Annotated in this window: 22 protein-coding genes; 5 read left to right on the top strand and 17 right to left on the bottom strand. The window is 56.7% G+C overall.

Annotation, left to right across the window (positions count from 1 at the left end; translation table 11 throughout):
• Positions 1 to 175: 175 nt before the first annotated feature.
• On the top strand, positions 176 to 1,054 hold the full coding sequence (gene murI, locus NW838_RS14800) for a glutamate racemase (RefSeq protein ID WP_414357176.1): 879 nt from the start codon (positions 176 to 178) through the stop codon (positions 1,052 to 1,054).
• Positions 1,055 to 1,090: 36 nt separating this feature from the next.
• Here murI and NW838_RS14795 read toward each other — a convergent pair whose 3' ends face one another.
• A complete protein-coding gene (locus tag NW838_RS14795) occupies positions 1,091 to 1,687 on the bottom strand; it encodes a hypothetical protein (protein WP_414428300.1) in 597 nt (198 codons plus the stop codon).
• Positions 1,688 to 2,077: 390 nt separating this feature from the next.
• Here NW838_RS14795 and fba point away from each other — a divergent pair, with 390 nt between their 5' ends.
• On the top strand, positions 2,078 to 3,157 hold the full coding sequence (gene fba / locus NW838_RS14790) for a class II fructose-bisphosphate aldolase (RefSeq protein WP_011432022.1): 1,080 nt from the start codon (positions 2,078 to 2,080) through the stop codon (positions 3,155 to 3,157).
• Between the two features lie 153 nt (positions 3,158 to 3,310).
• On the opposite strand, the gene NW838_RS14785 is transcribed toward fba, so the two are convergent.
• The 9 genes from NW838_RS14785 to cobM form a co-directional block, all read right to left on the bottom strand.
• Entirely contained in the window at positions 3,311 to 3,544 is a 234-nt protein-coding gene (locus tag NW838_RS14785) for a hypothetical protein (protein WP_414428299.1), read from the bottom strand.
• A gap of 41 nt (positions 3,545 to 3,585) precedes the next feature.
• Positions 3,586 to 3,792, bottom strand: coding sequence for a hypothetical protein (locus tag NW838_RS14780; protein WP_414357172.1), 207 nt, complete (start codon positions 3,790 to 3,792; stop codon positions 3,586 to 3,588).
• 168 nt (positions 3,793 to 3,960) lie between these two features.
• Complete coding sequence (locus NW838_RS14775; RefSeq protein WP_414357170.1) at positions 3,961 to 4,338, bottom strand: response regulator; 378 nt, start codon at positions 4,336 to 4,338, stop codon at positions 3,961 to 3,963.
• Positions 4,335 to 4,712 carry a response regulator gene (locus NW838_RS14770; RefSeq protein ID WP_414357168.1) on the bottom strand — a complete coding sequence of 126 codons (378 nt, stop codon included), beginning with the start codon at positions 4,710 to 4,712 and terminating at the stop codon, positions 4,335 to 4,337. The genes NW838_RS14775 and NW838_RS14770 overlap by 4 nt, the downstream gene beginning before the upstream one ends.
• A gap of 98 nt (positions 4,713 to 4,810) precedes the next feature.
• Complete coding sequence (gene sufU, locus NW838_RS14765; RefSeq protein WP_011434254.1) at positions 4,811 to 5,293, bottom strand: Fe-S cluster assembly sulfur transfer protein SufU; 483 nt, start codon at positions 5,291 to 5,293, stop codon at positions 4,811 to 4,813.
• Positions 5,294 to 5,614: 321 nt separating this feature from the next.
• On the bottom strand, positions 5,615 to 6,793 hold the full coding sequence (locus NW838_RS14760) for an NAD(P)/FAD-dependent oxidoreductase (protein ID WP_414428298.1): 1,179 nt from the start codon (positions 6,791 to 6,793) through the stop codon (positions 5,615 to 5,617).
• The gene (locus NW838_RS14755) at positions 6,790 to 7,617 is read right to left on the bottom strand and encodes a sulfurtransferase (RefSeq protein ID WP_414428297.1); all 828 of its coding nucleotides are present in this window, start codon (positions 7,615 to 7,617) and stop codon (positions 6,790 to 6,792) included. Before NW838_RS14755 ends, NW838_RS14760 begins: the two co-directional genes overlap by 4 nt.
• A gap of 38 nt (positions 7,618 to 7,655) precedes the next feature.
• Positions 7,656 to 9,737, bottom strand: coding sequence for a tetratricopeptide repeat protein (locus tag NW838_RS14750; protein ID WP_414428296.1), 2,082 nt, complete (start codon positions 9,735 to 9,737; stop codon positions 7,656 to 7,658).
• Positions 9,738 to 9,925: 188 nt separating this feature from the next.
• Positions 9,926 to 10,732, bottom strand: coding sequence for a precorrin-4 C(11)-methyltransferase (gene cobM / locus NW838_RS14745; protein ID WP_414428295.1), 807 nt, complete (start codon positions 10,730 to 10,732; stop codon positions 9,926 to 9,928).
• 574 nt (positions 10,733 to 11,306) lie between these two features.
• On the opposite strand from cobM, the gene NW838_RS14740 reads away from it, so the two are divergent.
• Positions 11,307 to 12,626 carry a hypothetical protein gene (locus tag NW838_RS14740; RefSeq protein WP_414357158.1) on the top strand — a complete coding sequence of 440 codons (1,320 nt, stop codon included), beginning with the start codon at positions 11,307 to 11,309 and terminating at the stop codon, positions 12,624 to 12,626.
• A gap of 40 nt (positions 12,627 to 12,666) precedes the next feature.
• Here NW838_RS14740 and ispD read toward each other — a convergent pair whose 3' ends face one another.
• The 5 genes from ispD to NW838_RS14715 all read right to left on the bottom strand — a co-directional run bounded on the left by ispD (position 12,667) and on the right by NW838_RS14715 (position 18,576).
• On the bottom strand, positions 12,667 to 13,374 hold the full coding sequence (gene ispD / locus NW838_RS14735) for a 2-C-methyl-D-erythritol 4-phosphate cytidylyltransferase (protein ID WP_414428294.1): 708 nt from the start codon (positions 13,372 to 13,374) through the stop codon (positions 12,667 to 12,669).
• Between the two features lie 45 nt (positions 13,375 to 13,419).
• Entirely contained in the window at positions 13,420 to 14,907 is a 1,488-nt protein-coding gene (locus NW838_RS14730; protein ID WP_414357154.1) for an ammonium transporter, read from the bottom strand.
• 197 nt (positions 14,908 to 15,104) lie between these two features.
• Positions 15,105 to 16,517: an ammonium transporter gene (locus NW838_RS14725; protein ID WP_414357151.1), complete on the bottom strand. Its 1,413-nt coding sequence runs from the start codon at positions 16,515 to 16,517 to the stop codon at positions 15,105 to 15,107.
• A gap of 154 nt (positions 16,518 to 16,671) precedes the next feature.
• Positions 16,672 to 17,010 (bottom strand): P-II family nitrogen regulator, encoded by a 339-nt coding sequence (locus NW838_RS14720; protein WP_011430352.1) that lies wholly within the window; start codon positions 17,008 to 17,010, stop codon positions 16,672 to 16,674.
• 150 nt (positions 17,011 to 17,160) lie between these two features.
• Entirely contained in the window at positions 17,161 to 18,576 is a 1,416-nt protein-coding gene (locus tag NW838_RS14715; RefSeq protein WP_414357149.1) for an IctB family putative bicarbonate transporter, read from the bottom strand.
• Positions 18,577 to 19,516: 940 nt separating this feature from the next.
• Between NW838_RS14715 and NW838_RS14710 the strand changes: the two genes are divergently transcribed.
• Together NW838_RS14710 and holA are read left to right on the top strand one after the other, a co-directional pair.
• Complete coding sequence (locus NW838_RS14710; protein WP_414357146.1) at positions 19,517 to 20,416, top strand: M23 family metallopeptidase; 900 nt, start codon at positions 19,517 to 19,519, stop codon at positions 20,414 to 20,416.
• A 54-nt stretch (positions 20,417 to 20,470) separates the two neighbouring features.
• Positions 20,471 to 21,538, top strand: coding sequence for a DNA polymerase III subunit delta (gene holA / locus NW838_RS14705; RefSeq protein ID WP_414357144.1), 1,068 nt, complete (start codon positions 20,471 to 20,473; stop codon positions 21,536 to 21,538).
• A 64-nt stretch (positions 21,539 to 21,602) separates the two neighbouring features.
• On the opposite strand, the gene NW838_RS14700 is transcribed toward holA, so the two are convergent.
• Complete coding sequence (locus NW838_RS14700; protein WP_011434242.1) at positions 21,603 to 22,214, bottom strand: heme-copper oxidase subunit III; 612 nt, start codon at positions 22,212 to 22,214, stop codon at positions 21,603 to 21,605.
• A 118-nt stretch (positions 22,215 to 22,332) separates the two neighbouring features.
• Positions 22,333 to 24,039, bottom strand: coding sequence for a cytochrome c oxidase subunit I (ctaD, locus tag NW838_RS14695; protein ID WP_414357141.1), 1,707 nt, complete (start codon positions 24,037 to 24,039; stop codon positions 22,333 to 22,335).
• Positions 24,040 to 24,097: the final 58 nt, after the last annotated feature.

The following is a 24,097-nucleotide window of genomic DNA, read 5'->3' as shown; positions in this document are numbered from 1 at the left end:
TCCCGACACTGACCCTACGGGTACAGTGCGGGGCTCCTGCGATTTCTAGCTGATCGAATTGACGATCCAGTTGGCCCAGTTGATCTCAGAGGGAAGGCAGGGAATCTGTCGCCGAGATTCTCGAAAGCAGGGTAGGATACAGCAGCTTAGGCCAAGGTGTTGAGGAGAACGGAGCATGCAGTGGGAGTGGAAATCAGAGCCAGATCCCAGTTGGCCAATTGGGGTGTTTGACAGCGGCTTGGGCGGGCTGACGGTTTGGCGAGCCTTACGCCGCCGGCTCCCCCAGGAACGGCTCATCTACTTCGGCGACACAGCGCGGTTGCCCTATGGGGAACGCTCGCCAGAGGAGATCCTGGCCTTTGTGCGGCAAATTCTGACATGGATGCAGGCACAGCCGGTGAAGCTGGTGGTGATGGCCTGCAATACCAGCTCGGCCTTGGCTCTGGACCACGTGCGGCAGGAGTTTGCCCTGCCCGTTCTGGGGTTGATCCTACCCGGCGCCCAGGCAGCACTGGCCCAGGGATCCCGCATTGGGGTGCTCGCCACGGTGGCCACGGTCAAGAGTCGCGCTTACTCAAGAGCCATTCAAGAGTACAGCGCTCTGGATCCCAAACGCTTTCCGCACCCTGTTCATTGTTGGGAGCAAGCCTGCCCTGAGTTCGTCCCTCTCATTGAAGCCGGATGGCTGGATAGCCCTGCTCTGCGACAGGCGGCTGAACGCTACCTGCAACCGCTGTTGCAACAGGGGATCGATACTCTTGTCTATGGCTGTACTCACTACCCCCTGCTGGATCCAATCCTGAAGCCTTTGCTGCCCCCCTCGGTCAAACGAGTGGATCCGGGGATGGCGCTGGTGGGATCCCTGGCCCGCGAATTGAGCTTATGGGGCTTGCGCCGCCCCTCGACCGCTGCCCAGGAGGAACCCCACCGTTTCTGTGTGAGCGGGGATCCAGAGCGATTTGCCCAGTTGGCCACTCCTTGGTTGGGCTTTCGGCCCCAGGTAGAACGGGTGGAATTGCCGGCTTTGGATGTCAGCAACTCCCTCCGCCCCTGAGCGCCCTTCTCCTCGGGGATAAAGATTGGGGGCCCCTCAACGGGTCATCACCTGCAAGGGGAAGCGCTCCGCCAGCTCCCCCTCCACTTTGGGAAGCCATTCCTCTTGGAACACCCACACCTGCCCCTGCTGCACGCGGCCATCGGGGTTTTGCGTCAGCTCCAGCCAATACACGAATTGGTTTCCCCGCAGCACCACCCCTTGGATGGCAAGGGCCAAGGTATAGCCCGGACTGCTTGCCAGAGCTTCTGGGGACGGGTAGCGAATCACCTCCACCGCCTGATCCAGATCGGCGGCGATCTCCGGCCCATAAACGTCGCGAATGGCTTGAAAGAGGTCTTCTGCCGTCAGTCCTTGGGGGCGAAAGAACGTCATCCGCTCCGAGCGAATCGTCTCCCGATCCAGCGGGTTGATGATCCGTCCTGGCGGAGCCACCGAAGCCAAGAACGTAAAACGGGATCCATCCGGCTCCACTCGGTTGATGTTCAGGGTTTCGCCCGGACGGGGCCGCAGCACAGGATTGTCCCTCACCCAGGCTGCCGCTTGATCCGGAGATTGCCCGGGGATCCCCCAAGCTGCCGACCGAAGGCCCGCCACTGCCCAGCAGGCCATTGCCAAACCGGTTCCTCGCACCCAGCGCAGCCTTTTGCCCCAGCAGGACAGAGCCCTTGTTGGCTTTGCACCCAAGACCGGCCAGCGATCGCAACGCACGTTCCCATTCCTCCGGGCAAACAACACAAAAACACCACAGTAGAATTAGAGAGACTAAGAGATAAATTGAGCGGGCATGGGCAGATCCATCCTCGATGCAAGCGCCCAACAGTCTTGCCCTTCCCCACTGTATCTGAAGATGTCGGTGCGCCTGTTGCGCCTGAGCGCGAGCATCACGGCCAATAGCTGCAAGGATCCCTCGGCAAGATACGCAGATCCCCGGCGGCTTATCCGCCAAAACGTAAAAAGTATCTTAAGATCAACGGTAAGCAAATCTCATACGCACTAGGTCAGCACCTCAGGAGGTAACCGATGGCTCTCGTTGCAATGCGGACGCTGCTGGATCATGCCGCCGAACATGGCTACGGCATTCCTGCCTTCAACGTCAACAACATGGAGCAGATCCAAGCAATCATGCAGGCAGCCCATGAAACCAACAGCCCCGTTATCCTGCAAGCCTCTCGAGGGGCACGCAAGTATGCGGGCGAGAACTTTCTGCGGCACCTGATCCTGGCGGCAGTGGAGACCTACCCCCACATCCCCGTCGCCATGCACCAAGACCACGGCAATAGCCCGGCTACCTGCTATTCCGCCATCCGCAACGGCTTCACCAGCGTCATGATGGATGGATCCCTCAAGGAAGATGCCAAGACCCCGGCCAGCTACGAGTACAACGTGGCCGTTACCTCCGAGGTGGTGAAAGTGGCTCATGCAATCGGGGTGAGTGTGGAAGGGGAACTGGGCTGCCTGGGATCCCTGGAAACGGGCCGTGGGGAAGCGGAAGATGGCCACGGCGCGGAAGAGGCGCTCAGCCATGACCAACTCCTCACCGACCCCGACCAAGCGGTGGACTTTGTGGAGCGAACTCAGGTGGATGCGCTGGCCGTAGCCATTGGTACCAGCCATGGCGCCTACAAGTTCTCCCGGAAGCCCACTGGTGACATCCTCGACATGGAGCGCATTGCTGAGATCCACCGCCGCCTGCCCAACACGCACCTGGTGATGCACGGTTCCTCCTCGGTGCCCAAGGAGCTGATCGACATCATCAACGAATACGGCGGCTCCATTCCCGAGACTTACGGTGTGCCGCTGGAAGAAATTCAGCGGGGCATCCAAAATGGAGTGCGCAAAGTAAACATCGACACCGACAACCGCCTGGCCATCACGGCTGCCGTGCGCCGCGCTCTGGCCGAGAATCCGAAAGAGTTTGACCCCCGCCACTTCCTCAAGCCTTCCATCAAGGAAATGCAAAAAGTCTGCGCCGAGCGCTACATTGCCTTCGGCTGTGCTGGCCATGGCACCAAAGTTCCGGTGGTTACCTTGGATGAGATGGCAGCCAAGTATGCTTCTGGAGCTTTGGCGGCTCAGGTGAAGAAGACCGTTGCAGTCTAGTCCCCACATCCTGCAAGAACTCTGGAATGCTTGCCGGGGCGCTTCCAGGGTTTTCCTTGGAGATCAGCTAGGTCACTGGACTCAGATTGGACAAATAAGGGGATCCAGCGGGGATCCCCTTTTGCTTTGGAGGAACTTGATGCGTTTTGGGGGTCAGGCAGCTTTTGCCGCAGAACGTTTTTCCGTCTCAATTTGATGGTTCAGCAACGCCAAGCTTAGGCAGTCCAACAGTTCCAGGTCAGCCTCAGAGTAGCGCCGCTGAAAGAGCAGCTCATTGATGCGGTTCTCTTGGTCCAAGCTGAGGAAGCTGCTGCGGAACACCTGCTCCACGATTTCTTGGATGCTGGAGGGCGGAGCAACAAGGAGAGAGTCAAGATCTGTATTCATGGCTGGTTCTGTTTGAGAGATGGTTTTTGACAGAGGAGAGATTACTTTTGCCGAGGGATGAGGTAGCACTGCTCGATGCGCTGTAGGAAGAAGGGAGGAACTCCGGCCTGAGGCTCGTTCTCAGAAGAGACATCCTTCTGCCACTTGAGGGAAACTCCCAGCAGCGCTCCCAAAGAGAAGCTCTCGCTCAATAGGGCCGCTATGCGGTAAGTACGGTAGTCCAGCGTTGGATCCACACCGGCTTGCATCTGTGTTCCTCCGTATTTCTAACGCTCACGCGCCCATCATAGCTTGGAGATCAGGGAAAATACAGAGAAACACCGAAGACTTACCTAGGCAATTTGTACGTTTCTTCTACGCGATTTGGCGGATATCGGCGGGATCCCAGGGGTCTTTGGGGCAGGTTCAGGGTTGAGTCAGGGATCCCAGCCCAGCAGAGCGGAGATTTCCGCAGCCGGGGTGGCCGCGTTGAAGGGTTTGCTGATGAAGCCATTGGCTCCAAGCTGAGCAAGAGAGGCATCCTGGGGATCCCGGACTTTGGCGGTTAGAAGGATCACGGGGATCCTTTGGGTTTCCGGCAAAGCTCGTAAATGGGCCAAGGTGGTGGGGCCATCCATCCCCGGCATCGTCACATCCAGCAGGATGGCCTCGGGTTGCTCTCGGATAGCGATTTGGATCCCTTCTGGGCCGGATCCCGCCGTTAAGATCTGCCAGCCGACCAAGTTTTCCAGGATCAGTTGGGTCATTTCCCAAATATCGGGTTCGTCGTCGATGATCAGCAGACGATGGGTCATGTTGTTTCAGCCAAGAGTTGGTGTACCCGTTCTTGGAGTTCTGTCGGACTGATGCGCCCTTTGACGTAGATTTCGGTAACTTGAGATTGCCAGCGGATACGCTCTGGGTGCTCCACATCGCGGGCCGTGTAGATCAAGACGGGAATGGGCTTGGCGGGAGGATTCCTGTTCAGCCAATCCAGCAGGGCAAACCCCTCGTCGCCAACCAGTTCCAAATCCAGAATGATGAGATCCGGTCGTGAGGCTTGGCAGTGACTGATGGCACCGGGAACCGAAGCAACCACCACAAACTCTGTATTCTCTCGCTCCAGCAACAGGCTGAGAACATAAGCAAGACTGGGATCATCCTCAACGATCAACACCTGCTGCGACATCGTTTGCTCCTGGGCAGAGCTGGGAAACCAACAATCTGCGCAAGCCTTGAAAGGCTTTTGCCCAGGGTAGCGAGGGAGAAGGGTAAAACTGGGGAAAGTTAGTCGGTGTTTTCGTTGCTCACAAAGGCCGACCCATTGGCCTGGGGTTCGGGCGATTCCAGCGCGTATTTGAGCGCATGCCAGGCCAGGTTGGCGCATTTGATGCGTACTGGAAATTGGGCTACCCCTTTCATGGCGTTCAAAGCCCGTTGCTCCCGCGGGAACTCTTCGCCACCGCGCATCATGGCTTGGAAGCGCTCCACCAACTGCAGAGCTTCGGGGATGGTGCGCCCCCGCACCGCATCCGCCATGAGATCGGCAGAAGCCAGGGCAATGGCACAGCCTGCCCCCTCGAATTTGATATCGACAATCCGCTCCTGGCTGGGATCCAGTTGCAAGGTGAGGTCGATGGTGTCGCCGCAGGAGGGGTTGTGGCCGCGCTGGTGGCGGTGGACGGGATCCACTCTGCCGAAGTTGTGGGGCTTTTTGTATCGCTCCAGAATGACTTGCTGATAGAGTCCGCGCAGGTTATCGAGAGGCATTGTTGCTCCTGATTGGTCGCTGCTCTGGCCGGTCGGCAAAGGTCGGTAAAACGAATCAAGAGTTTTGGGCGGGCTGAAGGGTAGTGCAGTCACTCCAAAAATTAAGTTTGAAACATGCTCTCTGGCGCTCTGCGTCAACCCTCGCTACTGCTTGCCCTACAAGGAGAGAGGGGAGTTAGAGCACTGCTTCGCTGCGATTTGGAATGTTGTGCCCCCTTGCTGCTGGGAACAGCCATAACCTAGACATTCAGAATTTCTGGGAAGCAAGCCCAACTCGACCCATCCGGTCTTGATCTTAACCCCGTTCTTGGCAGGGTTGGGTCAGTAGAAAAACTCCTGCCAGCGCACGGGCTTGAGTTTACACATGTACAGCCAATCAAAAAAGTTCTTCAGCACCGTGGCTGCATAGCCGCGCCAGACCAGCCCGCCTTTCTCAGCAACAGCAACGCGGTTCCCCACCGTTACACAAACAAAAACCGTGGCCTGCGGTCGGTAGGGGATCAGAGGTTGGCCGCGGATAAGCCGCAGCAGGTTTTGGGCTGCAATTGGCCCCTGGCGCACCGCGTACACGCCGATCTTGGGCAAGAGGCGGGATCCCCAAACAAAGTCAGCGCAGTCCCCCACCGCCAGGATGCGCTCTGAGCCTTGCACCCGCAGGTATTGATCCACAAGCAGGGATCCCGTCGGCCCTGTCGGCAAGCCGCAGGTGCTCAACCAGGCCGGCGCCTGGAAGCCACCTGCCCACAGGCGAGTCTGAGCCATCAACTCGGTGCCATCCGAGAGCCACACCTGCTCCGGCCCAAAGGCTTTCACCTGACATCCGGCCCAGATTTCCACCCCCAAGCGGCGGATTTCTCTTTCCACAGCCCGGCGGAAGTGTTCTGAGAAACCCTCCACCAGATGGGCCTGGCGATGGATCAGGATCAGCCGGGCTTGAGCTAAGGGGATCCCTGTTTTTGCGCTCATTTCCCGGCAAAGATCGTAGAGTTCCCCCATCAGCTCTGTGCCGGTACAGCCTCCCCCTGCCACCACAAAGGTCAACAGACCCGGCGTCGGATCCCCCTGGGCAGCCCGTTGCCAGCACTGCCGGATCCAAGTTCGGGCGGCCACCAATTGTTCTGCCGGTCGAATGGTGAAGGCATGTTGGATCCCATCGATGGGGCGCAACTCCCGGCCCACATTCACCAACAGATAGTCGTAGGCCAGAGTTTGGATCCCGGCTTCACTCTCCAGGGTCAGGGTTCGAGCTTCGGGTTGGATGTGGGTGACTCGCCCCGGCAAAAACTGGGCGCCGTTGGCTTGAATATGCTCCAGCAAAGGGATCCGCACCAGCTCTAGAGAAAACCGACCGCTCAGCAGCCGTGTGGACATGCCCGAATTGACACTGTAGGGATAGGGGTTGATGGCGATCACCCGTGCCTGCCCTTTGAGCGCCCGCAAGGCGTCGATGGCTCCATAGCCACATCCGGCCAAGATCACAGTGGGCAGGGATCCCCTCATGGCTGGAGCGGGAACTCCTGGGGATCCCCGGCCGCCCATTCCAGGATGGAACCGGAATAGCTTTTGGCCTGCCGGCCCACGTGGGTTAAAACCACCGTGACCCAAGCGGAGCGAACCCCAGCTGTGCAGTAGGCAATGATCTCGGCTTCTGGAGGGATCCCGGCTTTTTGCAGGCGGGCGTGAATTGCAGCGGGCGGCAATAGGGATCCCGCCGCATCCATCAGCTCCTTGTAGTAGAGATGCACAGCGCCGGGGATGTGTCCACCGCGCGCCTCACCATAGGGGGTGGCTCCCTTGTATTCTTGGGCTTCGCGACTGTCGAGGATGGCCACACGGTCGGAGCCAAGGCTGGCCCGCAGAGTGTCCCGGTCGATCTCCCACCGGTCGGTTCGCTGCACTACAAAGTCGCCCCGTTGCGGTTCGTCGGCGCTTTGTCGGGTTGTGGTCAGCACTCCCTCCTTCACCAGGGCCGGATAGCCCCCGTCCACCATGACCGCCTGGGGATGACCCAAGCTGCGCAACATCCAAACGATCCAGCCATCTTCTCCCCAACCCCGCAGCGGATCGGCCACCACCACCACCGGACGCCCCTGAAACACGCCAAGGCCCTGCAGCTTTTCGGTGAGAAGGGCATCATCTGCCAACAGCTTGCCGCTGTTGGCAGCCTCTGGTTGAGTAAACTCCGTCCAGTTCACCGGAATTGAACCCTTCAGGATCCCGTCGGCTTGCAATTCCGCACTGCGTGCATCCAGAAGCGTTGCCCCTTGTTGGATGAGCTGGATGGCGGTTGCAGGGCTGACCACCCAACCTGGCGTTGGTGTCATGGGTTGAGAGAACCTTAACTGGAAGATCCTATCCCACCTTACGGGACGAGTAGGCCGGTATGGGCCTCTTCCATCTGTTTGGAGAGAAGCCGTTGCAGGCTCACTCTGGCTTCGGAGAAGTTGGGAGCGATTTCCAAAGCCGAGCGAAAGTGTTCAATGGCCTGCTCCAGCTTGCCTTGGCGGGCAAGGATGGATCCCAGACGATAGTGAGCTGCTCCATAGCTGCCATTGCTGCGAATGGCCCGTCGATAGCTGGCCTCCGCCGAGGTTAGATCCCCCTTGATGCGCGCCACTTCGCCCAGGCCAAAGTGAGCTTCCGGCAACTCTGAATCTCCTTCGAGGGCCTGTTCAAACTGCTGCATAGCCTGCTGCAACTGTTGAGGCTGGATGAACTTGCGCCCAGAGGCATCCCGTTGTTTGGGCCCCAAGTAGGCTAGGCCAATGGCGGCCATCGCTGCGTGCAGATCGGGGGCCAGCTCCAAAGCCCGCCGGTAGTTCTTCACAGCTTCGCTGTATTGCTCTTGGCTTGCCAACACCAGGCCCAAGCCGTAGTAGGCGCGAGCCTGCTGTCTTTTGAACTGGCCATTGAAGACCACCTGGCTGAACTCCTGGCTAGCTTGAGCCAGATGGCCTGCATGTACCATTGCCAAACCCAGATCCACCCGCACAGCGGCTGCCAACTCAGGACTGAGATCCAGGCTGAGGGCAGTTCGGAAGGCTGCTATTGCCGCTTTTAGCTGTCCTTTGCGCATCAGCGCTTGTCCCATCACGGCGTGGCCCAGGCCCAGGCGATCATTCAACTCCAAAGCAGCCCAACAGGAATCGATGGCCTCGTCCCATTGCCCCAGCTTGAGGCGAATTTGAGCAACGCAAAGATGGGCCTCGCTGAAGTGGGGATCCAGCCCCAGGGCCTTTTGTTGCTGAGCTAACGCTTCTGCCCAGTTGCCCTTCTCTGCCCAGGCTTGGCCGAGCAGGCTGAAGATCTCGGCTTGAGCGGATCCCTGGGTGAGGGGCAGCGCTTCGGGCAAATGGATCAAGACTTCATCCGGCTGATGCTGGGCCAACCACTGCCGTGCTAGAGCCTTCAGGGTTTCCACCAGGTGGGTGTTGATGCCGCTCAAGTTCGGGTTCAGGCGTTTGGCCTGTTGGTAGTGGCTCAATGCCTCCTGCAGTCGGTTGGTTTTCGCCAACAGATGGGCCAGCTCAACGTGGGCCTCGACATGATTCGGCTGTTGCCGCACGGCCTCCCGAAACCGCTCCACCGCCTCAGGCATTTGATTGGCCTGTAAAAAGGACAGCCCTTCTGTAAAGGGATCCTGGGATCCCTCCCGCTCAAAGGTGTTGATGGCACGCCGGCCTTGCCAACCCAGCCAGCCCCCCCCTGCAGCCAAGATCAACAGCGGGATCCCCAGCCCCAGCGATCTGGCTCGGGCAGGAACATCGGCTTGCCCAAAAGAGCGCACCACCAACCCAGCCCCCAGCAGGAGAGACAAAGCCAGAGCTCCCCCCAAGAAGGGCCTTAGAGCAGGCCTGTGCAACCATTGATCAAGTGTCGGAAAGTTGGCCAGAACGTCGATAGGAGAACTGGGGCGAGCAGTTGTAGGCAGAGGGGTCGGGATCCCGTCTTGGGAAGGGGCATGGCCAACCGAGGCCTGGCTTGGAGCCGCTTCTGGCCAGCGCTCTTTCTGAATTTTGGGAACCGGTGCCCCCAGAGTTTTAACTTTGCGAAAATCGGAGTTGTGGTCGGGATCCACAACAGGTTTTTGGGCCTCCAGCACCTTGATCTCAGAAATCTTGGTGCCCGGTAATACAATCTGCGTGGCATCGGCACTGCTTTCCCCAGAGGACAAGTAGAAGACTTTTTTCCACTGCGGCTGTGTTTCCCCCTGAAGCCGACCGTACACCACCAGTTGGCTAACTCCCTGCACAGGCAAGCCCCCCAATTGGCTGGCAACTCGATGCAACACCATAGAGCGGCTAAACATCCCCTGCCGTGGGAGATCCACCATGAGGTAAAGGACATCTTGCTTCAGGGCCGAACGGGTTGGCAGGGGGGCCAGGGCCTTCTGCAGAGCCTTGATCAGGGTTTCCACGCTGCGAGCAGCAGATGAGCCAGCCATAAAGTTAGAGTTCGCAAAGTTAAGTTAGAGAGTGAAAAAATGGTCTTGTAACAACTCCAATCCAAGAGGGATCCACTTCTCTCGGCAAAAACGAGTACCCCCTCGCCAGAAGTCAAGGCCTCTGACCTCATCTTGCTGCCTCATTGTGCTCAATCTGCCGGAGTCCGTCAATATACTGAAAGAGCCTGTTACAAACGGGGCTGCTGGCCCATTTTGCGACGGAAAAGGTGGGTGTGGTCAGGGCTGTAGAGCCGCGAGCGGGCAGATCTGGAGCTTGACAAGCCTTTCAAGGCAGGGCTGACGAGATAGAGCACTGTGCGTTCTAAGCCGGCTTGCCGGGTGAGGGCGGCCATCTCGGCCAGGGATCCCAGCCAGATCTGTTCGTCCGGCCAACCCAAGCGATAACAAACGGCAACCGGGGTATCGGCGGGGTAGTGAGCCAGCAGATCTGCCTGCGCTTGTTCTACGTGGCGGGCGCTCAGATATAGACACAAAGAGGCGCGGTGGGCTGCCAGACTGGCCAGGGCTTCTGCTTCCGGTACCTGGGTGCGACCGCTGGCGCGGGTGAGGATAATCGTCTGTACCAACTTGGGTATGGTCAACTCCACCTGCAAACGGGCGGCTGCCAATTGAAAGGCGCTTACTCCTGGCACGATCTCAAAAGGGATCCCTGCCTCCGCCAGCCGGATCAGCAGCTCGTGCAGAGCGCCGTAAAGGCAGGGATCCCCATCCTGCAGCCGCACCACCCGCCGCCCCGCCTTGACCCGTTCCACAATTTGCGGCAGCAGCGTTTCCAGCGTGAAGGAGCGGGTGTCAATGGCCTCAACCCCAGGGCGACAATGGGCCAGCACTCCCTCTGGCACCAAAGAACCTGTGTAGAACACTACATCGGCTTCCGCCAGCAGTCTTTGCCCCCGCAGGGTAATCAGCTCCGGATCCCCGGGGCCGGCGCCGACAATGTGGACGGGCCAATAGGGCACAGTCTGTTCGCTCATTCGGTCTCTTCCTACCCCAGCAGCGTGCATCCTAGCAGCAGGGAACCACTTCAGAGAGGATAGAGCTAATCACTCCGTCCATGAGGGGATTCGAAGGTCTCTTTTTTTGAAGATCCCTTTTCTAAAGTCTTTACAAACAAGTCTTGACAAAAAACAAGTCTTGACAAATAAGAAGAGTATCAATCAGCTTAGAGTACAGACTTTGGAACTGCGCTTCAATGGCGATGCCGACATCTGGGTTTGGAGACCACAGCCCGCTGACGCGAGCAAAGCGGTTAATCACTCTGAACCTCTGGCAAAGCCCTAGGGCAGCCTTGAAAGCTGTCAGGGTCAAGAAAATGACTTTAGACCTAAATCTCTCGGTAAAGCGCAACGAAGTGCAATGCGAGACTTCTAGAAAGCTCACCTGAAAGCTCAAGCTAAGAACATGGAAGTCCAAGGTAGGCATTTGTATTCGATCTTAAGGTACGTTCGGAAAGACTATTATCCCTACGTTGTTTTACCCCAGCCGATTGCTCTCCTCCTGAGGGGGCCAGATCTCCCACCTCGCCCGCCGGAGCCTGAGCCGCCGCAGATGCCTGCCCGTCCGCTGGAGCCTGAGCCGCCACAGATGCCGGAGCGCCCAACGGAACCTGAACTACCTCGAATGCCGGAACGCCCTGTTAGGCCAAATCTACCCGAGCTACCCCAGCCTTTGATGGGCAAGCTGCAATCGGCATGGGCAACTGGTGCTGGTGTTGCTGTGCTCATTACCTTGATTATTGCGGAGGCTCCAGAATTGGTTGTTTTAGCAGGTATTGTCGGTATTGCAGCGCTAGCACGTTTTCTCTACGAATCATGGACATACGAGAAGCGAAAAGAAAAATATGAGAGAGAAAGAGCAGAAAAAATATGGAAACATGAAGAAGCTCTGCGTTGCTGGGAAGCGGAATGCAAAGCCCTTGAACAAGCCCACCAGGAAAAACTGAATAAATATTACGAAGAGGTTTGTTTGTGGCAAGTAAGATGTGAAGAGATCCGGAGAGTTCATCAACAGAAATATGAGGAAGTTCTGCGACGGTGGGAAGCAAAATGTGAAGCTCTTATACAAGCTTACCAAGAAAGATTGAGAGAACATCAAGAGGCCCTCCGGCAGTGGGAAGCAGAGCGCGAAGATCTAAAAAAAATCCATGAAGAAAACCTGAGGAGGTACCAAGAGATCGACCTGCGCCGGTGGCAGGAAGAGTGTACGTCCATCAGAAGAAGGCATTGGGAGAAATATCAGGAAGCTCTACGGCAGTGGGAAGCAGAGTGCGAAGCCATTGAAAGAGAACACCGAGATCAGGCTATGGAGCTTATTGCTAATCAAAGGGTCCAGTATCCTGATACAGTTTCTGATGCTCGCTGCGGAAGATTTGATAACTTCCTTCGAAATGCTTTGATGAGACAATTGGAAAGTCTAGAGAGAGATAGCTTTAAAGTTACTCTGCTTCCAGAGAGGTCAGCTGTTAGCATAGAGCAGTCTAGTGTCCGGTGCTATACCCCTGATATCGCAATGCAGGTATCTAGAGATGGAAAAAGATCACTCGTTTTACTCATTGACATTGAAATTGATGAGCCATGGTTTCTTGAAGGTAATCTGTGTAGGCCAGCCCATACTGTGAATGATCCTAAGCAAAGTAAGCGTGATGCTTATCTAGCGGATAGAGGCTGGGTTGTAGTTCGGTTCTCAGAACGGCAAGTTTATGAAGAAAGTGAAAAGTGCATTAATCTCATCTTTTGCTTGGTTTCAGGTGTCTTGGGTGCATTAGATTCTAAACAGCCAGACTTATCATTTTCATTTCCAACGAACCACAAGAGATGGGGTGATCAAAGTGCTCTTAGTGAACCTAGATTTCCTCCTTCCTACTTTTAATTCCCAAGGTTGAGACTGGCCCTACCGGGATTGAATTGAGCTAACGCGCTGGTCCGAGACGCTGCTGCAGGATTTGTGCGGCCAGCAACACATCCAGGGGGGTGGTTAGCTTCAAATTGGTCTCCTCCCCTTCCACGATGTAAACCGACCAACCCAGCTTCTCAAACAGAGCTGCGTCATCGGTCACTTGCCAACCCTGGGCCAGAGCCTCCCGATGGGCTTGCCATAGCATCGACAGGCGAAACCCCTGCGGCGTTTGCGCTGCCCACAGCCGGCTGCGTTCTGGGGTTGACTGAATTTGGATCCCTTTTGGGCCTGCCTCAGCGACTTTAATCGTGTCCTTGACAGGGATCCCCGCGATGAGACCATCCACCTGCTGCAAAGCAGCACTACAGCGATCGAACAACTTAGGGGTAGCTAGGCAGCGGGCCCCATCGTGGATCAACACCCGCTCTACTGTTCCCAGGTTATAGAGATACTCAACCCCCCTGTAAACCGACTCCTGCCGCGTCGCCCCCCCTTGTAAAAGCTGCACCGGCGTGGACAGATCCATTGCCGCCAGGATCTGCTCGATGGCCGGCCAATCGCCGGGTTGGGAGAGAATGCCGATCCACTCGATGGAGCTGGCTCGATCCGCAGCCTGCAACGTCCAAGCCAAAATCGGCTGACCCAAGAGCGGCAGCAACAGCTTATTGACCGCAGCTCCCATTCGCTTGCCGCTGCCAGCCGCCGGGATCAGAAGGTGCATGGGATCCAGAAGTGCATCCAACCGGATCCCAGTGTACTGCTCAACTCAACCTTCCAACTCTCCCGAAGCAGTGACAAAGTCAGGGTAGGCAATGTTGCCGTGCTCGCCAATATCCAAGCCGGCCAACTCTTCTTCTGCCGAGACGCGCAGACCGATGGTGCCCTTCAAAATCAAAAACAAAGCCAGACAACAGATAAAAGACCATCCTCCCAGGGCAATAACCCCCAGAATCTGTACCGGCAACACCGCCCAAGTCACCCCCGCTTCCGCATGGGCAAACCACGGGATCCCTGCAGCAATGACCCCCCAAGCGCCGCACACCCCATGTACCGACACCGCCCCCACCGGGTCATCCACCTTCAAGGTGCCCTCGATAAACAGCACCGACAACACCACCAACACCCCGGCCACCGAGCCGATAAGGATTGCCCCCAAAGGATGAACAGTGTTGCAAGGAGCAGTAATGCCCACCAGCCCCGCCAGTGTCCCATTGGCTGCAAACGTCATGTCCGGCTTGGTAAAAATGGCCCAGGAAGTACAGAGAGCGCCGATGGCTCCTGCCGCCCCGGCCAAATAGGTATTGAAAGCAATCCAGCCAATATCAGGAATCGCTGCCGTTGTAGAGCCGGCATTAAAGCCAATCCAGCCCAGCCACAGGATCAACGCCCCCAACATGCCCAAGGGTAAGCTATGCCCGGGAATAGCCCGCGGCTCCCCATTGGGACCATACTTGCCCAAGCGCGGCCCCAACACCAAAGTTCCCGCAAAAGCTGCAGCCCCACCCACCAAGTGCACCACCCCCGACCCGGCAAAGTCAATGTAGCCCAGGTTTTCCAGCCAGCCGGCTGTACCACCGTTGTAGTCGGCAAACAGGCCATTCCAGGCCCAGCCCCCGGAAATCGGGTAGATCGCCCCAGAGATGACGATGGAGTAAATCAAATAAGCCAAAAAGCGGGTGCGTTCCGCCATTGCCCCGGAGACAATGGTGGCAGCGGTGGCGGCAAACACCAGTTGGAAACAGAAGAACGTGAAAGGCCAAGCATCGTTTTGACTGCCGGCTTCAGCTCCCTGTTGCCAGTTGAAAAAAAACCAGTTGGTGCCCAAAAAACCGGCCACATGGGATCCGAACATCAGCCCAAACCCCAAAAACCAAAAAGCGCAGGCCCCGAAGCAGAAGTCCATCAGGTTCTTCAGGACAATGTTGGTAGCATTTTTAGCCCGCGTGAAGCCCGCCTCCACCATGGCAAAGCCCGCCTGCATGAAAAACACCAGCGCCCCGGCCACCGTTGTCCAGACGATGTCGGCATGGTATTGCTGAGTTTTCAGTAAGGTTTGTAGCTCAGCCCAAGCCTCGGGTGGGAGAGCCTGTTCCAGAGCCGTGAGATCCGTCTGGGCCAGAGCAGGCGGGGCAACCAAACTTCCCAACCCCAGCAAAGCTCCAACCCCCAGCAGGACTTTCCCCTCTGTCCTCAAACCCAAAAGGATCCCCTGCCGAAGACGAGAGAAAACAGTCTCACCTATCTGACTTTTCATCTCGATTCCAAGTCCCACACCTCGATTTTGAGCTATTTCTCCCCTCCTACCCGTAACCACCTACACCAATGCCACCAAATACATCAGCAAGCCATAAAAGAGAGGGCCAGCCCTGACCCTCCCTTTTGATGCTCATTTGATGCTCAGTTCAGCAATGCTCCGATCCGGCAACCCCAGGTCAGACCGAGCACAACGGCTCAAGATTGCTCCGAATCGGTGGCAGCAGTAACGAAGTCGGGGTAGGCCACGTTGCCATGCTCGCCCACATCCAAACCGGCGATCTCTTCCTCGGCGCTGGTGCGCAGGCCGGTTACAGCCTTGAGGATAAAGAACAGGATCAAGCAGGTAATAAAGGGCCAGAGAAAGTAGGCCAGAGCGCCCACCACTTGTACCCCAAATTGGGCCCAGGTGACCTCTTCAGCATAGTTGGCATTGGCAAAGAAGGGGATCCCTGCTGCCAACACCCCCCAGATACCACAGGTGCCGTGTACCGAAATCGCGCCCACCGGGTCATCAATTTTCAGCACCGTATCCAGGATCACCACCGAAATCACCACCAGAATCCCGGCCACCGAGCCGATGATCAGAGCACCCAAAGGATGGACGCTATCGCAAGGGGCAGTGATCCCCACCAAGCCGGCCAGGACACCGTTGGCGGCAAAGGTCATATCCGGCTTGCCAAAATGAACCCAAGAGGTGAACATCGCCCCAATTGCTCCAGCCGAAGCTGCCAGCAGCGTATTCATGGCAATCCAGCCAATATCGACAGAGGCTGCAGTGGTGGAACCGGCATTAAACCCGATCCAGCCCAAGGCGAGGATAAACACCCCCAACATCCCCAGCGGCAGGTTGTGGCCGGGAATAGCCCGCGGTTCTCCATTAGGGCCGTACTTGCCAATGCGAGGGCCAAGCGCGATCGCACCTGCCAAGGCCGCAGCGCCCCCTACCAAATGCACCACCCCCGACCCGGCGTAGTCGATGTAGCCCAGATTTTCCAGCCAGCCGGCTGTGCCGCCGTTGTAGTCGCCGAACAGCCCGTTCCAGGCCCAACCCCCAGAGATGGGGTAGATTAGCCCAGAAATAACGATGGAGTAGATCAAGTAGGCCAAGAACTTGGTGCGCTCTGCCATCGCTCCGGAAACAATGGTGGCGGCGGTAGCGGCAAACACCATCTGGAAGACAAAGAAAGTAAAGGGCCAGCCATCTGCCTCGTAAGCCTGCTGCCAGCCAAAAGCAAACCAGTCAGTGCCGAAGAAGCCAGCACTTTTGCCGAACATGAGGCCAAACCCGATGAACCAGAAGGCGCAACAGCCCATGCAGAAGTCCATCAAGTTCTTCATCATGATGTTGGCGGCATTCTTGGCGCGGGTAAAGCCCGTCTCCACCATGGCGAACCCTGCCTGCATGAAGAACACCAAGGCCGCCGACACGATCGTCCAAACAACGTCAGCGTGTTTCTGAACTTCCTCGGCCTCTTGAGCAAAGGCAGTTCCCTGGCCGAATAGAAAAACCAGCGCAGCCATTAGAGCGGCAGTCAGACTCCACTTGGCCGGTCGCCAAAGCCACTGGGGCACCTGGCTCTTGAGCTTTTGGATCATTGTCGTACTCATGCTTTTCGACTCACCTAAAGTGACAGTACTTCTCGCAACACATTACCCGAAAAGTAGGGCAAGAACACCTCATCAGATATACAGCAAAAGAGACATGAAGCAAACTCACACGAGGCTCAGGCCGGGCAACCCAAACCCTGAACGTGATCCCTTCTCATAGGGCATCTTGGTTGAGCTCGCCAGTTCGGATGCGGATGGTTTTTTCGACGGGGCTGATGAAAATCTTGCCATCCCCGATTTCGCCGGTGCGAGCCGCTGCAATCAGCTTCTCCACCACCGTATCCACCAGGTCATCTTCAACCACGATCTCCACTTTCAGCTTTTGTAGGAACTCTACCGTGTACTCGGATCCCCGATAACGCTCGGTTTGTCCCTTTTGGCGACCAAAGCCCCGCACTTCACTTACAGTCATGCCGACAATTCCGGCATTGACCAAAGCAATTTTGACCTCATCCAACTTGAATGGCCGGATTACGGCCTCGATTTTTTTCATTTGCCTCCTGCACCCCGGACAATTCCGCTAATTTCTAACACTACTGACACCTGCAAATTGTAAAAACAGATACATTTTTATCTCCTACTGAAGATGCTTACCACTCTGGATTTGCTCCCGTCAAGACCGGAAGGCCAAGCTTAAGCTACCTTAACGGGAGGAAGTCCCCACTGGCGTCTCACCAGCATCTGTAAGCGGCTGAGGGCTGAGAGAGGCCAAGCTGGCTGTAATAAGCGCTACCGCAAGCCACCACAGCATTTGTACCTGGGGACGATACCAGATGGTATCCACCAAGCCGTGGGCCATCATGCCGGTGCAAGCGGCCAAGCCTGCTGCCACCCATAGACCCTGCGGATCCCGCAAGTTGAGCAAAGTTTTCCAGCATCTCCAGCCGTGATCCCAGAGCACCAAGAGGAACCAGGCGAAAGTTAAGGAGCCGATGAAGCCAGTCTCCACGGTGAGCTGCAGAGGCACCGAATAGGCTCCGAGGGCGCTGAAGTTGCCTCGTTGGTAAAGGGGGTAGACGCGGTTAAAGGCGACATTGCCGGGGCCGATCCCCAAGATGGGAAAGTCGCGGATCATGTCCAAGACCGCCGCCCAGACGTTGATCCGAAAGTTGTTGCTGGTGTCTAGCCGCCCCCAAAAAAGGCTCTGCACCCGCAGCCGCAGAGGGCGTACCGTCAGGATTCCGAGCAACAAAGCGGCCCCCCCTCCACTCAACAGAACCGGCAAGGCCCAACGCCGCCAACGAGCCGGCAAATCGATAGAGTGCCACTGCGCCAACAACACGGCCATCAGGGTCAGCATAGCCAGCCCCCCAATCCAGGCACCGCGACTGTAGGTGAGCAACAGGCAAATCAGGTTCACCGCCGTCGTAAACCCGGCCAGGAGTTTCGCTCCCCAACTGGGCCAAATCCAAGTGGCGGCCAGCCCCAGGGGAATGACCGGGATCAAGTAGCCCCCGTACAGATTTGGGTTGCGCAGATAGCTGTACACCCGCGTCAGACCTGCCAAGCCCGACTCCGGATCCACCCAGGTGGCCAGTTCTGCTGCCCCATAAAAGTATTGCCGCAGGCCGTAGACCCCCATCACCAAGCTGACCAAAAGCAGGGATCCCACAATCCCATCTCGGAATTGGGGTTTGCGCAGCAGACGATGCAACAACAGATAACCAGCCAGGTAGAGAGTCAACTTCAGCCAGCCATCCCGCGCTGCGTAGGGAACCGGAGAGAGAATCGTCGCCAAGGTGGCAATTCCCCAGAAAAGGACCAGGGGCAGATGCAGCGGCAGCCCAATCGGCGTTTCCACCAAAGTGCCCAGGCCCACCAGAGCGGCCATAGCCAGCAAAATCAGGCCCAGGATGCCGGTGGAGCTTTGCGCAGAGAAAACCCAGTAAAGCAGTACCAGCCCCAGGCCGATGCGGTCGGAAGTCTGCACCAATACGCTGCTTTTCCCCCAACTCTGCAGGGATCCCAATAGACGACCCAAAAGGCTTCCCTGCCACCAAGCCTTGATGGGAAAATCGCGCAGCAGAAAACCGTGCCACCGTTGCGTTGCTCGTTCCATAACCCTCCGGAGCCTGTTGGGCACAAGTTCATACGCCCCAAGTCACCTTCCGATTGCGTCGGTGGGACGAAGTTCTAGCTTATATCCCCAGAGGCAAAGAGACAACGAAGAAGAGCGCAACTTCTTATCGCGCCAGCCGGACAAAGTACCCCTCAACAAAAACAAAGAACCGGCTGACTCACAAGACTCTACAAGAAAAGGCATCGAAGAGTTATCAAAGTTGGGTTTTCAATCTTAAGAACAAGTCTCTGTAAAAAGCAAAGAAGAACAGCAGGAAAAACTACAAAAAGCTCTATCTCAATCTTCAATCAAATGTTGGATTGCCGCAATCGAAGATCTCCTGACCTACCACAGACCGATTCTCAAAAGATTCTTCAGGCAACACAGGCTAACACTTGACCTTGAGATCCTCTTTCACCTTCGGCATTAGGAGAAGGGATTTGATCGCCTAAGCGGGATCCAGACCAACCTTCCTTGGCTCTAACTGCGTTCTGGGAATTGGAGTTGGAATAGTGAATCTGAATACGAGTAGGACGGCCCAGACCCAGGGCGGATCCCATGCAACGGGCTAAGATTTGCACCTTAAACTCAAACTCGCCAATGCCATCCATAATCTTTAACCCTGCAGTCTCTGCTCCTAATTCAACTGTAGGAGAAGGTCTACGAAACCTCTTCAGTGGGAATACAGAACTTTTTGAGCTGCGGAGACTTCTGGATTATGAAAGTTATGTAAAGATGCCTTTGTTTTCGCCAGACAGGGCGAGTACTTGACCTATTCTTAAACAACTTGAGTCAAGCTGGGCTCGGTATCTTCACTTGGACTGACTCCCTCCACCAAGTTGAGCAGGGATCCCAGCCAAATCGCTTAGACAAGGTGAGCTGGCTTACGCAAAATGAAGTATGGGGAAAATACGGATGAGGTGGGAAGGGGTGAGGATGAATGTCGAGACAAAGATCCGAGATAAAGATCATCTTGGGCTTGGGCTGTGGGATCTGTCTGGGAGCGCTCTCTGCTGAGGCCAGTACTCTCCAGGTGCAGGTGAGCCCTCCCGATCCCCCTTTGGGGTACACCGTTTCTGTGCAAATCACAGCCGCACCGGAAACTTTGCTTGGGGATTGGCCTAGGGTCAGCCTAATCCATCCCGATGGCACACAAGCCCACTACCCAGCTTTCCAGATAGCGGCCAACCGTTGGCGGGCGTTGATCCCCACTACCCCTTTGGATGCTCCTGGAGCTCGCCAGATTCAGATCCAAGGGTTTATCCAAGATGCCATCCCACCTCCCTTGCAACTGTCTTTGCAACCGCGAGAGTTCCCCGTTCAAAGGATTCGCCTACCGGCGGGGGCCAGCGTCTGGGCCACAGAGGTGGAATGGACTAAGGTAGAGGCTTTTCGGCAGCACATCAGCCCGGAGAAGTACTGGCAAGGGTATTTTCACCGTCCAGCCCAAGGCCCGGTTACCACTGCGTTTGGGGTGCGCCGCTACTACAACGGCCAGTTTGCGGAAGATTATTATCATCGCGGTATTGACTATGCAGGCCCTGTGGGGGCAGTGGTGGTGGCTCCCGCAGCCGGTTGGGTTAGGCTGGTGGGCTACGAATCGGAAGGCTTTCGCGTTCACGGGAATACCATCGGCATCGATCACGGCCAAGGAGTGACCAGCTTGTTGCTGCATTTGAGCCGCATCGATGTGCGAGAGGGAGAGTGGGTGGAAGCCGGCCAGCCGGTTGGGGCCATTGGGGCTACGGGAACGGCTACGGGGCCCCACTTGCATTGGGGGCTATTTGTCCACAACCATTCGGTGGATCCCGTGCCATGGCTGCATTTGGCTATTGAGTAGATTGTGAATAAATGGAGATCTCCGCTGGGAGATTGGGGATCAATCGGTCGAAGCGTGCCCGTTTACCTGTACTGGGGGGATGATACCTATCGCCTGATGCAGGCGGTACAGCAGTTGCGGGATCAAGTGCTGGATCCCCACTGGGCAGCTTTTAACTACGATCGCCTGCCGCCGGAATCCACGATTGCCGGGCTCAACCAAGCCATGACCCCGCCGCTGGGATCCACCGCCCGCTTGGTTTGGCTGGAAGAGACGACGCTCACCCACCATTGCTCGGAAGATCTGTGGGAAGAAGTGGAGCGAACCTTGGCCCAGTTACCCCCTACCACCCATCTGCTCTTGACCACCAGCAGCAAACCGGATGGGCGCCTGAAATCCACCAAAATCCTCAAAAAAACGGCCATTGTCCGCGAGTTTTCGCAACTGGCCCCTTGGGATGAGGAGGGCATTCTCCAGCAGGTGCAGCGGGAAGCTGAACAACGGGATCTGGCCCTCAGCCCGGCAGCCGCCCAGAAATTGGCCGAGGCGGTGGGCAATGACTCCCGTCGCTTGGCGATGGAATTGGAAAAGCTGGCCCTGTTTACGGCAGGTCAACAGGATCCCATTTCTCCTGAACAAGTCGAGGCGTTAGTTCCCGCCAGCGCCTACAACAGCTTTCAATTGGCGGGATCCCTGCGCAAAGGAAACCTAGAGCAAGCCCTGCACATCTTGACCCATCTTCTGGATCAAAACGAGCCGGCTCTGAAGGTTCTGGCGGTGTTGGTGGGCCAATTTCGCACCTGGCTATGGGTGCGGCTGCTGCTGGATCAGGGAGAACGGGATCCCAAGGTCATCGCCCAGAAAGCAGAAATCGGGAATCCCAATCGGGTTTACTTTCTGCAAAAAGAGGTGGGATCCCTGGAAAGCTCAGCTCTGCTGAGGGTGATGCAGCAACTTTTGCAACTGGAATACCAGCTCAAGCAAGGTCAGCCAGAGCGAGAGGTGTTTCAAGAGGCGCTGATCCAGATTGTGGCCTTTCTCCAGAAAGGCTCATCTTCCCGCAGCCGCTCTCAGACCTCAGCCGCCGCTCTTCTTGGGGAGAGGGGAACCATTGGCCCAGCGAGCCGCTCCACTGCCACTTGAGGTAACCATGGGGCAGAGCTGAAATGGCTCTACGGGTTGCTGCCAAAATGGCTTCGAGACAACCTCAGAGCAAATAGAGCAAGATAAACAACACGATCCAAACCCCATCCACAAAGTGCCAGTAGATCTCAGCAGCTTCGACGCCAAAATGATGTTGAGCGCTGTAGTGGCCGGGTTTAAAGGAGCGCCAGAGCACCGCCAGAATAAACAGCAACCCTGCCATCACGTGGAGACCATGAAACCCCGTTAAAACATAGAAGGTGCTGGCAAACAAATTGGTGGTGAGGCCAAACTCCAGGTTGCTGTACTCATAGAGTTGCCCTGCCAGGAAAACCGCCCCCATCAGCGCTGTGAGGGCAAACCACAGCCGCAGACCCCTGACATCATCGGCCTTGATGGCCGACCCAGCTTTGTGAATGACGAAGCTGCTGGAGAGCAAAATCACCGTGTTGATCCCAGGCAAAAGCAATTCCCGCTCTGGGGTTCCCTCCGGCGGCCACACCGGGGCGGTGAGGCTATAGGCCAGGTAGGCCATGAACAGCCCTAGGAAAAGACAGCCTTCTGCCACCAAAAACATCAAGATGCCAAAGACGCGATGATCTGGGTGCTCAGCATGGGCAGTGTGGGCCCTTGAGTGGCCAACCATCAGCGTTTCAGAGGCAAGGGATCCTTGCATATTCCTTTCCACCTAAATTCCTGAATTCCTGAGACTTCTTGAGGCTGTACAAGCAGCCCAGCCAAGACTGGAATACCCAGTGAGCAGGGGATCAGCCGCCCACCGGGCATCCGGCCTGCTAAGAAGAAGTAGGCTCCGCTTCCGCCAGTGCCAGCTCCCGCACGCTCTGCAACTGAGCAGCAAAGTAGTCCAGCGTCTCTTTGCTGTGCAAGCCGTAGTCGTAGGGGCCAGTTAGCAGAATGGGATCCCCATAGAAGTTGTGATGGGGCGGGGGAGAAGAAGTTGTCCACTCCAGTGTCAGGGCCTGCCAAGGATTATCCCCAGCTTTTGGCCCGGCCACCCAGGAGTAGATGGCGTTAACCAAAAAGGGCAGGGTGGAAATGGCCAGAACAAAGGCCCCCACCGAGCTGATCCAGTTGAGGTCGGCAAATTGGGGATCGTACTGGGCCACCCGGCGGGGCATCCCCATCAGGCCCAGCTTGTGCATCGGCAAGAAGCACATGTTAAAGCCGACAAAGGTCAACACAAAGTGCACCCGTCCCCAAAACTCGTTCAGCAGCCGCCCCGTCATCTTGGGGAACCAGTGGTAGATGCCGGCATAGATCCCAAAGACGCTGCCGCCAAACAACACGTAGTGTAGGTGGGCCACCACAAAGTAGGTGTCGTGAACGTGGATATCCAGAGGCACCGAGGCGAGGATAATCCCGCTCAAGCCGCCGATCACAAACATCGAGACAAAACCCATGCCAAACAGCATGGCCGAGCGGAAGTGGATTTTGCCGCCCCACAAAGTGGCCAGCCAGCTAAACACCTTGATCCCAGTGGGAACGGCAATGGCCATGGTGGCGATCATGAAGAACACCCGCATCCAGTCAGGGGTGCCACTAGTGAACATGTGGTGAGCCCAGACGATCAACCCCAAAAAGCAGATGGCCAAGCTGGAGTAGGCGATGGCCTTGTAGGCAAAGATGGGCTTGCGGGCATGCACCGGCAAAATCTCCGAGATCATGCCAAAGACCGGCAAGATCATGATGTACACCGCCGGGTGGGAGTAGAACCAGAACATGTGCTGGTACACCACCGGATCCCCGCCGCCGCTGGGGTTAAAAAAGGCCGTGCCTGCCAAGAGGTCAAAGCTAAGCAAAATCAATGCACCGGCCAAAACCGGTGTTGCAATGAGGGTGAGAACAGAGGCTGCCAGCATGGCCCAACAAAACAGGGGCATGTCTTCCATCTTCATGCCGGGCATGCGCATCTTCAGAATGGTGGTGATGAAGTTAACCGCCGCCAGGATGGAAGAGGTTCCTGCCAACAAAATGCTCAGGATCCAGAGTTCTTCCCCCACCTTGCCGCTGAGCAAGCTGAGGGGGGGGTAGGAAGTCCAGCCGGCAGCCGGAGCCTCTATGAACAGGCTGGCCAAAAGCAGGATCCCTGTGGGCGGAACCAGCCAAAAGGCCACTGCATTCAGCTTGGGAAAGGCCATATCCCGCGCCCCGATCATCAGCGGTACCAGGTAGTTGCCAAAGCCCCCCACCAAAGCAGGCACGATCCACAAAAAGATCATGATCGTGGCGTGCAGGGTAAAGGCACCGTTGTACCGCTCAAAGCCGAGAAAATCGGCCTCTGGAGTAGCCAGCTCTGCCCGTACTGCCGTCGCCAGCGCCCCTCCCACTAAGTAGAAGAAAAAGGTGGTCACCAAGTACTGGATCCCGATGACCTTGTGATCGGTGGAGAAGGTAAAGAAGCGCCACCAAGGCTCAGCAGGAAGTTCCAGTTCAACCTTCGGTGCAGTAACAAGTCTCGGATTGTCTTGTAGCTGGGTCATTGCCAAAAAGCTCCCGTGTCGCGTCGGCGGAATGGTGTTCTCAAAAGCGCAGGCCAAA

The sequence above is a fragment of the Synechococcus sp. R55.2 genome, from assembly GCF_047462075.1.
Lineage (GTDB): Bacteria > Cyanobacteriota > Cyanobacteriia > Thermostichales > Thermostichaceae > Thermostichus.
The sequence above is the reverse complement of the archived record's forward strand: the minus strand, read 5'-3'. Positions and strand labels throughout refer to the sequence as shown.

Coding starts and splice junctions, on each gene's coding strand:
- NW838_RS14750 (WP_414428296.1), bottom strand. CDS start 9,737: ATGGCTGGCTCATCTGCTGCTCGCAGCGTGGAAACCCTGATCAAGGCT.
- murI (WP_414357176.1), top strand. CDS start 176: ATGCAGTGGGAGTGGAAATCAGAGCCAGATCCCAGTTGGCCAATTGGG.
- NW838_RS14720 (WP_011430352.1), bottom strand. CDS start 17,010: ATGAAAAAAATCGAGGCCGTAATCCGGCCATTCAAGTTGGATGAGGTC.
- cobM (WP_414428295.1), bottom strand. CDS start 10,732: ATGAGCGAACAGACTGTGCCCTATTGGCCCGTCCACATTGTCGGCGCC.
- NW838_RS14740 (WP_414357158.1), top strand. CDS start 11,307: ATGCCTGCCCGTCCGCTGGAGCCTGAGCCGCCACAGATGCCGGAGCGC.
- NW838_RS14785 (WP_414428299.1), bottom strand. CDS start 3,544: ATGAATACAGATCTTGACTCTCTCCTTGTTGCTCCGCCCTCCAGCATC.
- NW838_RS14700 (WP_011434242.1), bottom strand. CDS start 22,214: ATGCAAGGATCCCTTGCCTCTGAAACGCTGATGGTTGGCCACTCAAGG.
- NW838_RS14760 (WP_414428298.1), bottom strand. CDS start 6,793: ATGAGGGGATCCCTGCCCACTGTGATCTTGGCCGGATGTGGCTATGGA.
- NW838_RS14725 (WP_414357151.1), bottom strand. CDS start 16,517: ATGAGTACGACAATGATCCAAAAGCTCAAGAGCCAGGTGCCCCAGTGG.
- NW838_RS14755 (WP_414428297.1), bottom strand. CDS start 7,617: ATGACACCAACGCCAGGTTGGGTGGTCAGCCCTGCAACCGCCATCCAG.
- fba (WP_011432022.1), top strand. CDS start 2,078: ATGGCTCTCGTTGCAATGCGGACGCTGCTGGATCATGCCGCCGAACAT.
- NW838_RS14715 (WP_414357149.1), bottom strand. CDS start 18,576: ATGGAACGAGCAACGCAACGGTGGCACGGTTTTCTGCTGCGCGATTTT.
- NW838_RS14730 (WP_414357154.1), bottom strand. CDS start 14,907: ATGAAAAGTCAGATAGGTGAGACTGTTTTCTCTCGTCTTCGGCAGGGG.
- NW838_RS14710 (WP_414357146.1), top strand. CDS start 19,517: ATGTCGAGACAAAGATCCGAGATAAAGATCATCTTGGGCTTGGGCTGT.
- ispD (WP_414428294.1), bottom strand. CDS start 13,374: ATGCACCTTCTGATCCCGGCGGCTGGCAGCGGCAAGCGAATGGGAGCT.
- NW838_RS14775 (WP_414357170.1), bottom strand. CDS start 4,338: ATGACCCATCGTCTGCTGATCATCGACGACGAACCCGATATTTGGGAA.
- NW838_RS14780 (WP_414357172.1), bottom strand. CDS start 3,792: ATGCAAGCCGGTGTGGATCCAACGCTGGACTACCGTACTTACCGCATA.
- NW838_RS14770 (WP_414357168.1), bottom strand. CDS start 4,712: ATGTCGCAGCAGGTGTTGATCGTTGAGGATGATCCCAGTCTTGCTTAT.
- ctaD (WP_414357141.1), bottom strand. CDS start 24,039: ATGACCCAGCTACAAGACAATCCGAGACTTGTTACTGCACCGAAGGTT.
- sufU (WP_011434254.1), bottom strand. CDS start 5,293: ATGCCTCTCGATAACCTGCGCGGACTCTATCAGCAAGTCATTCTGGAG.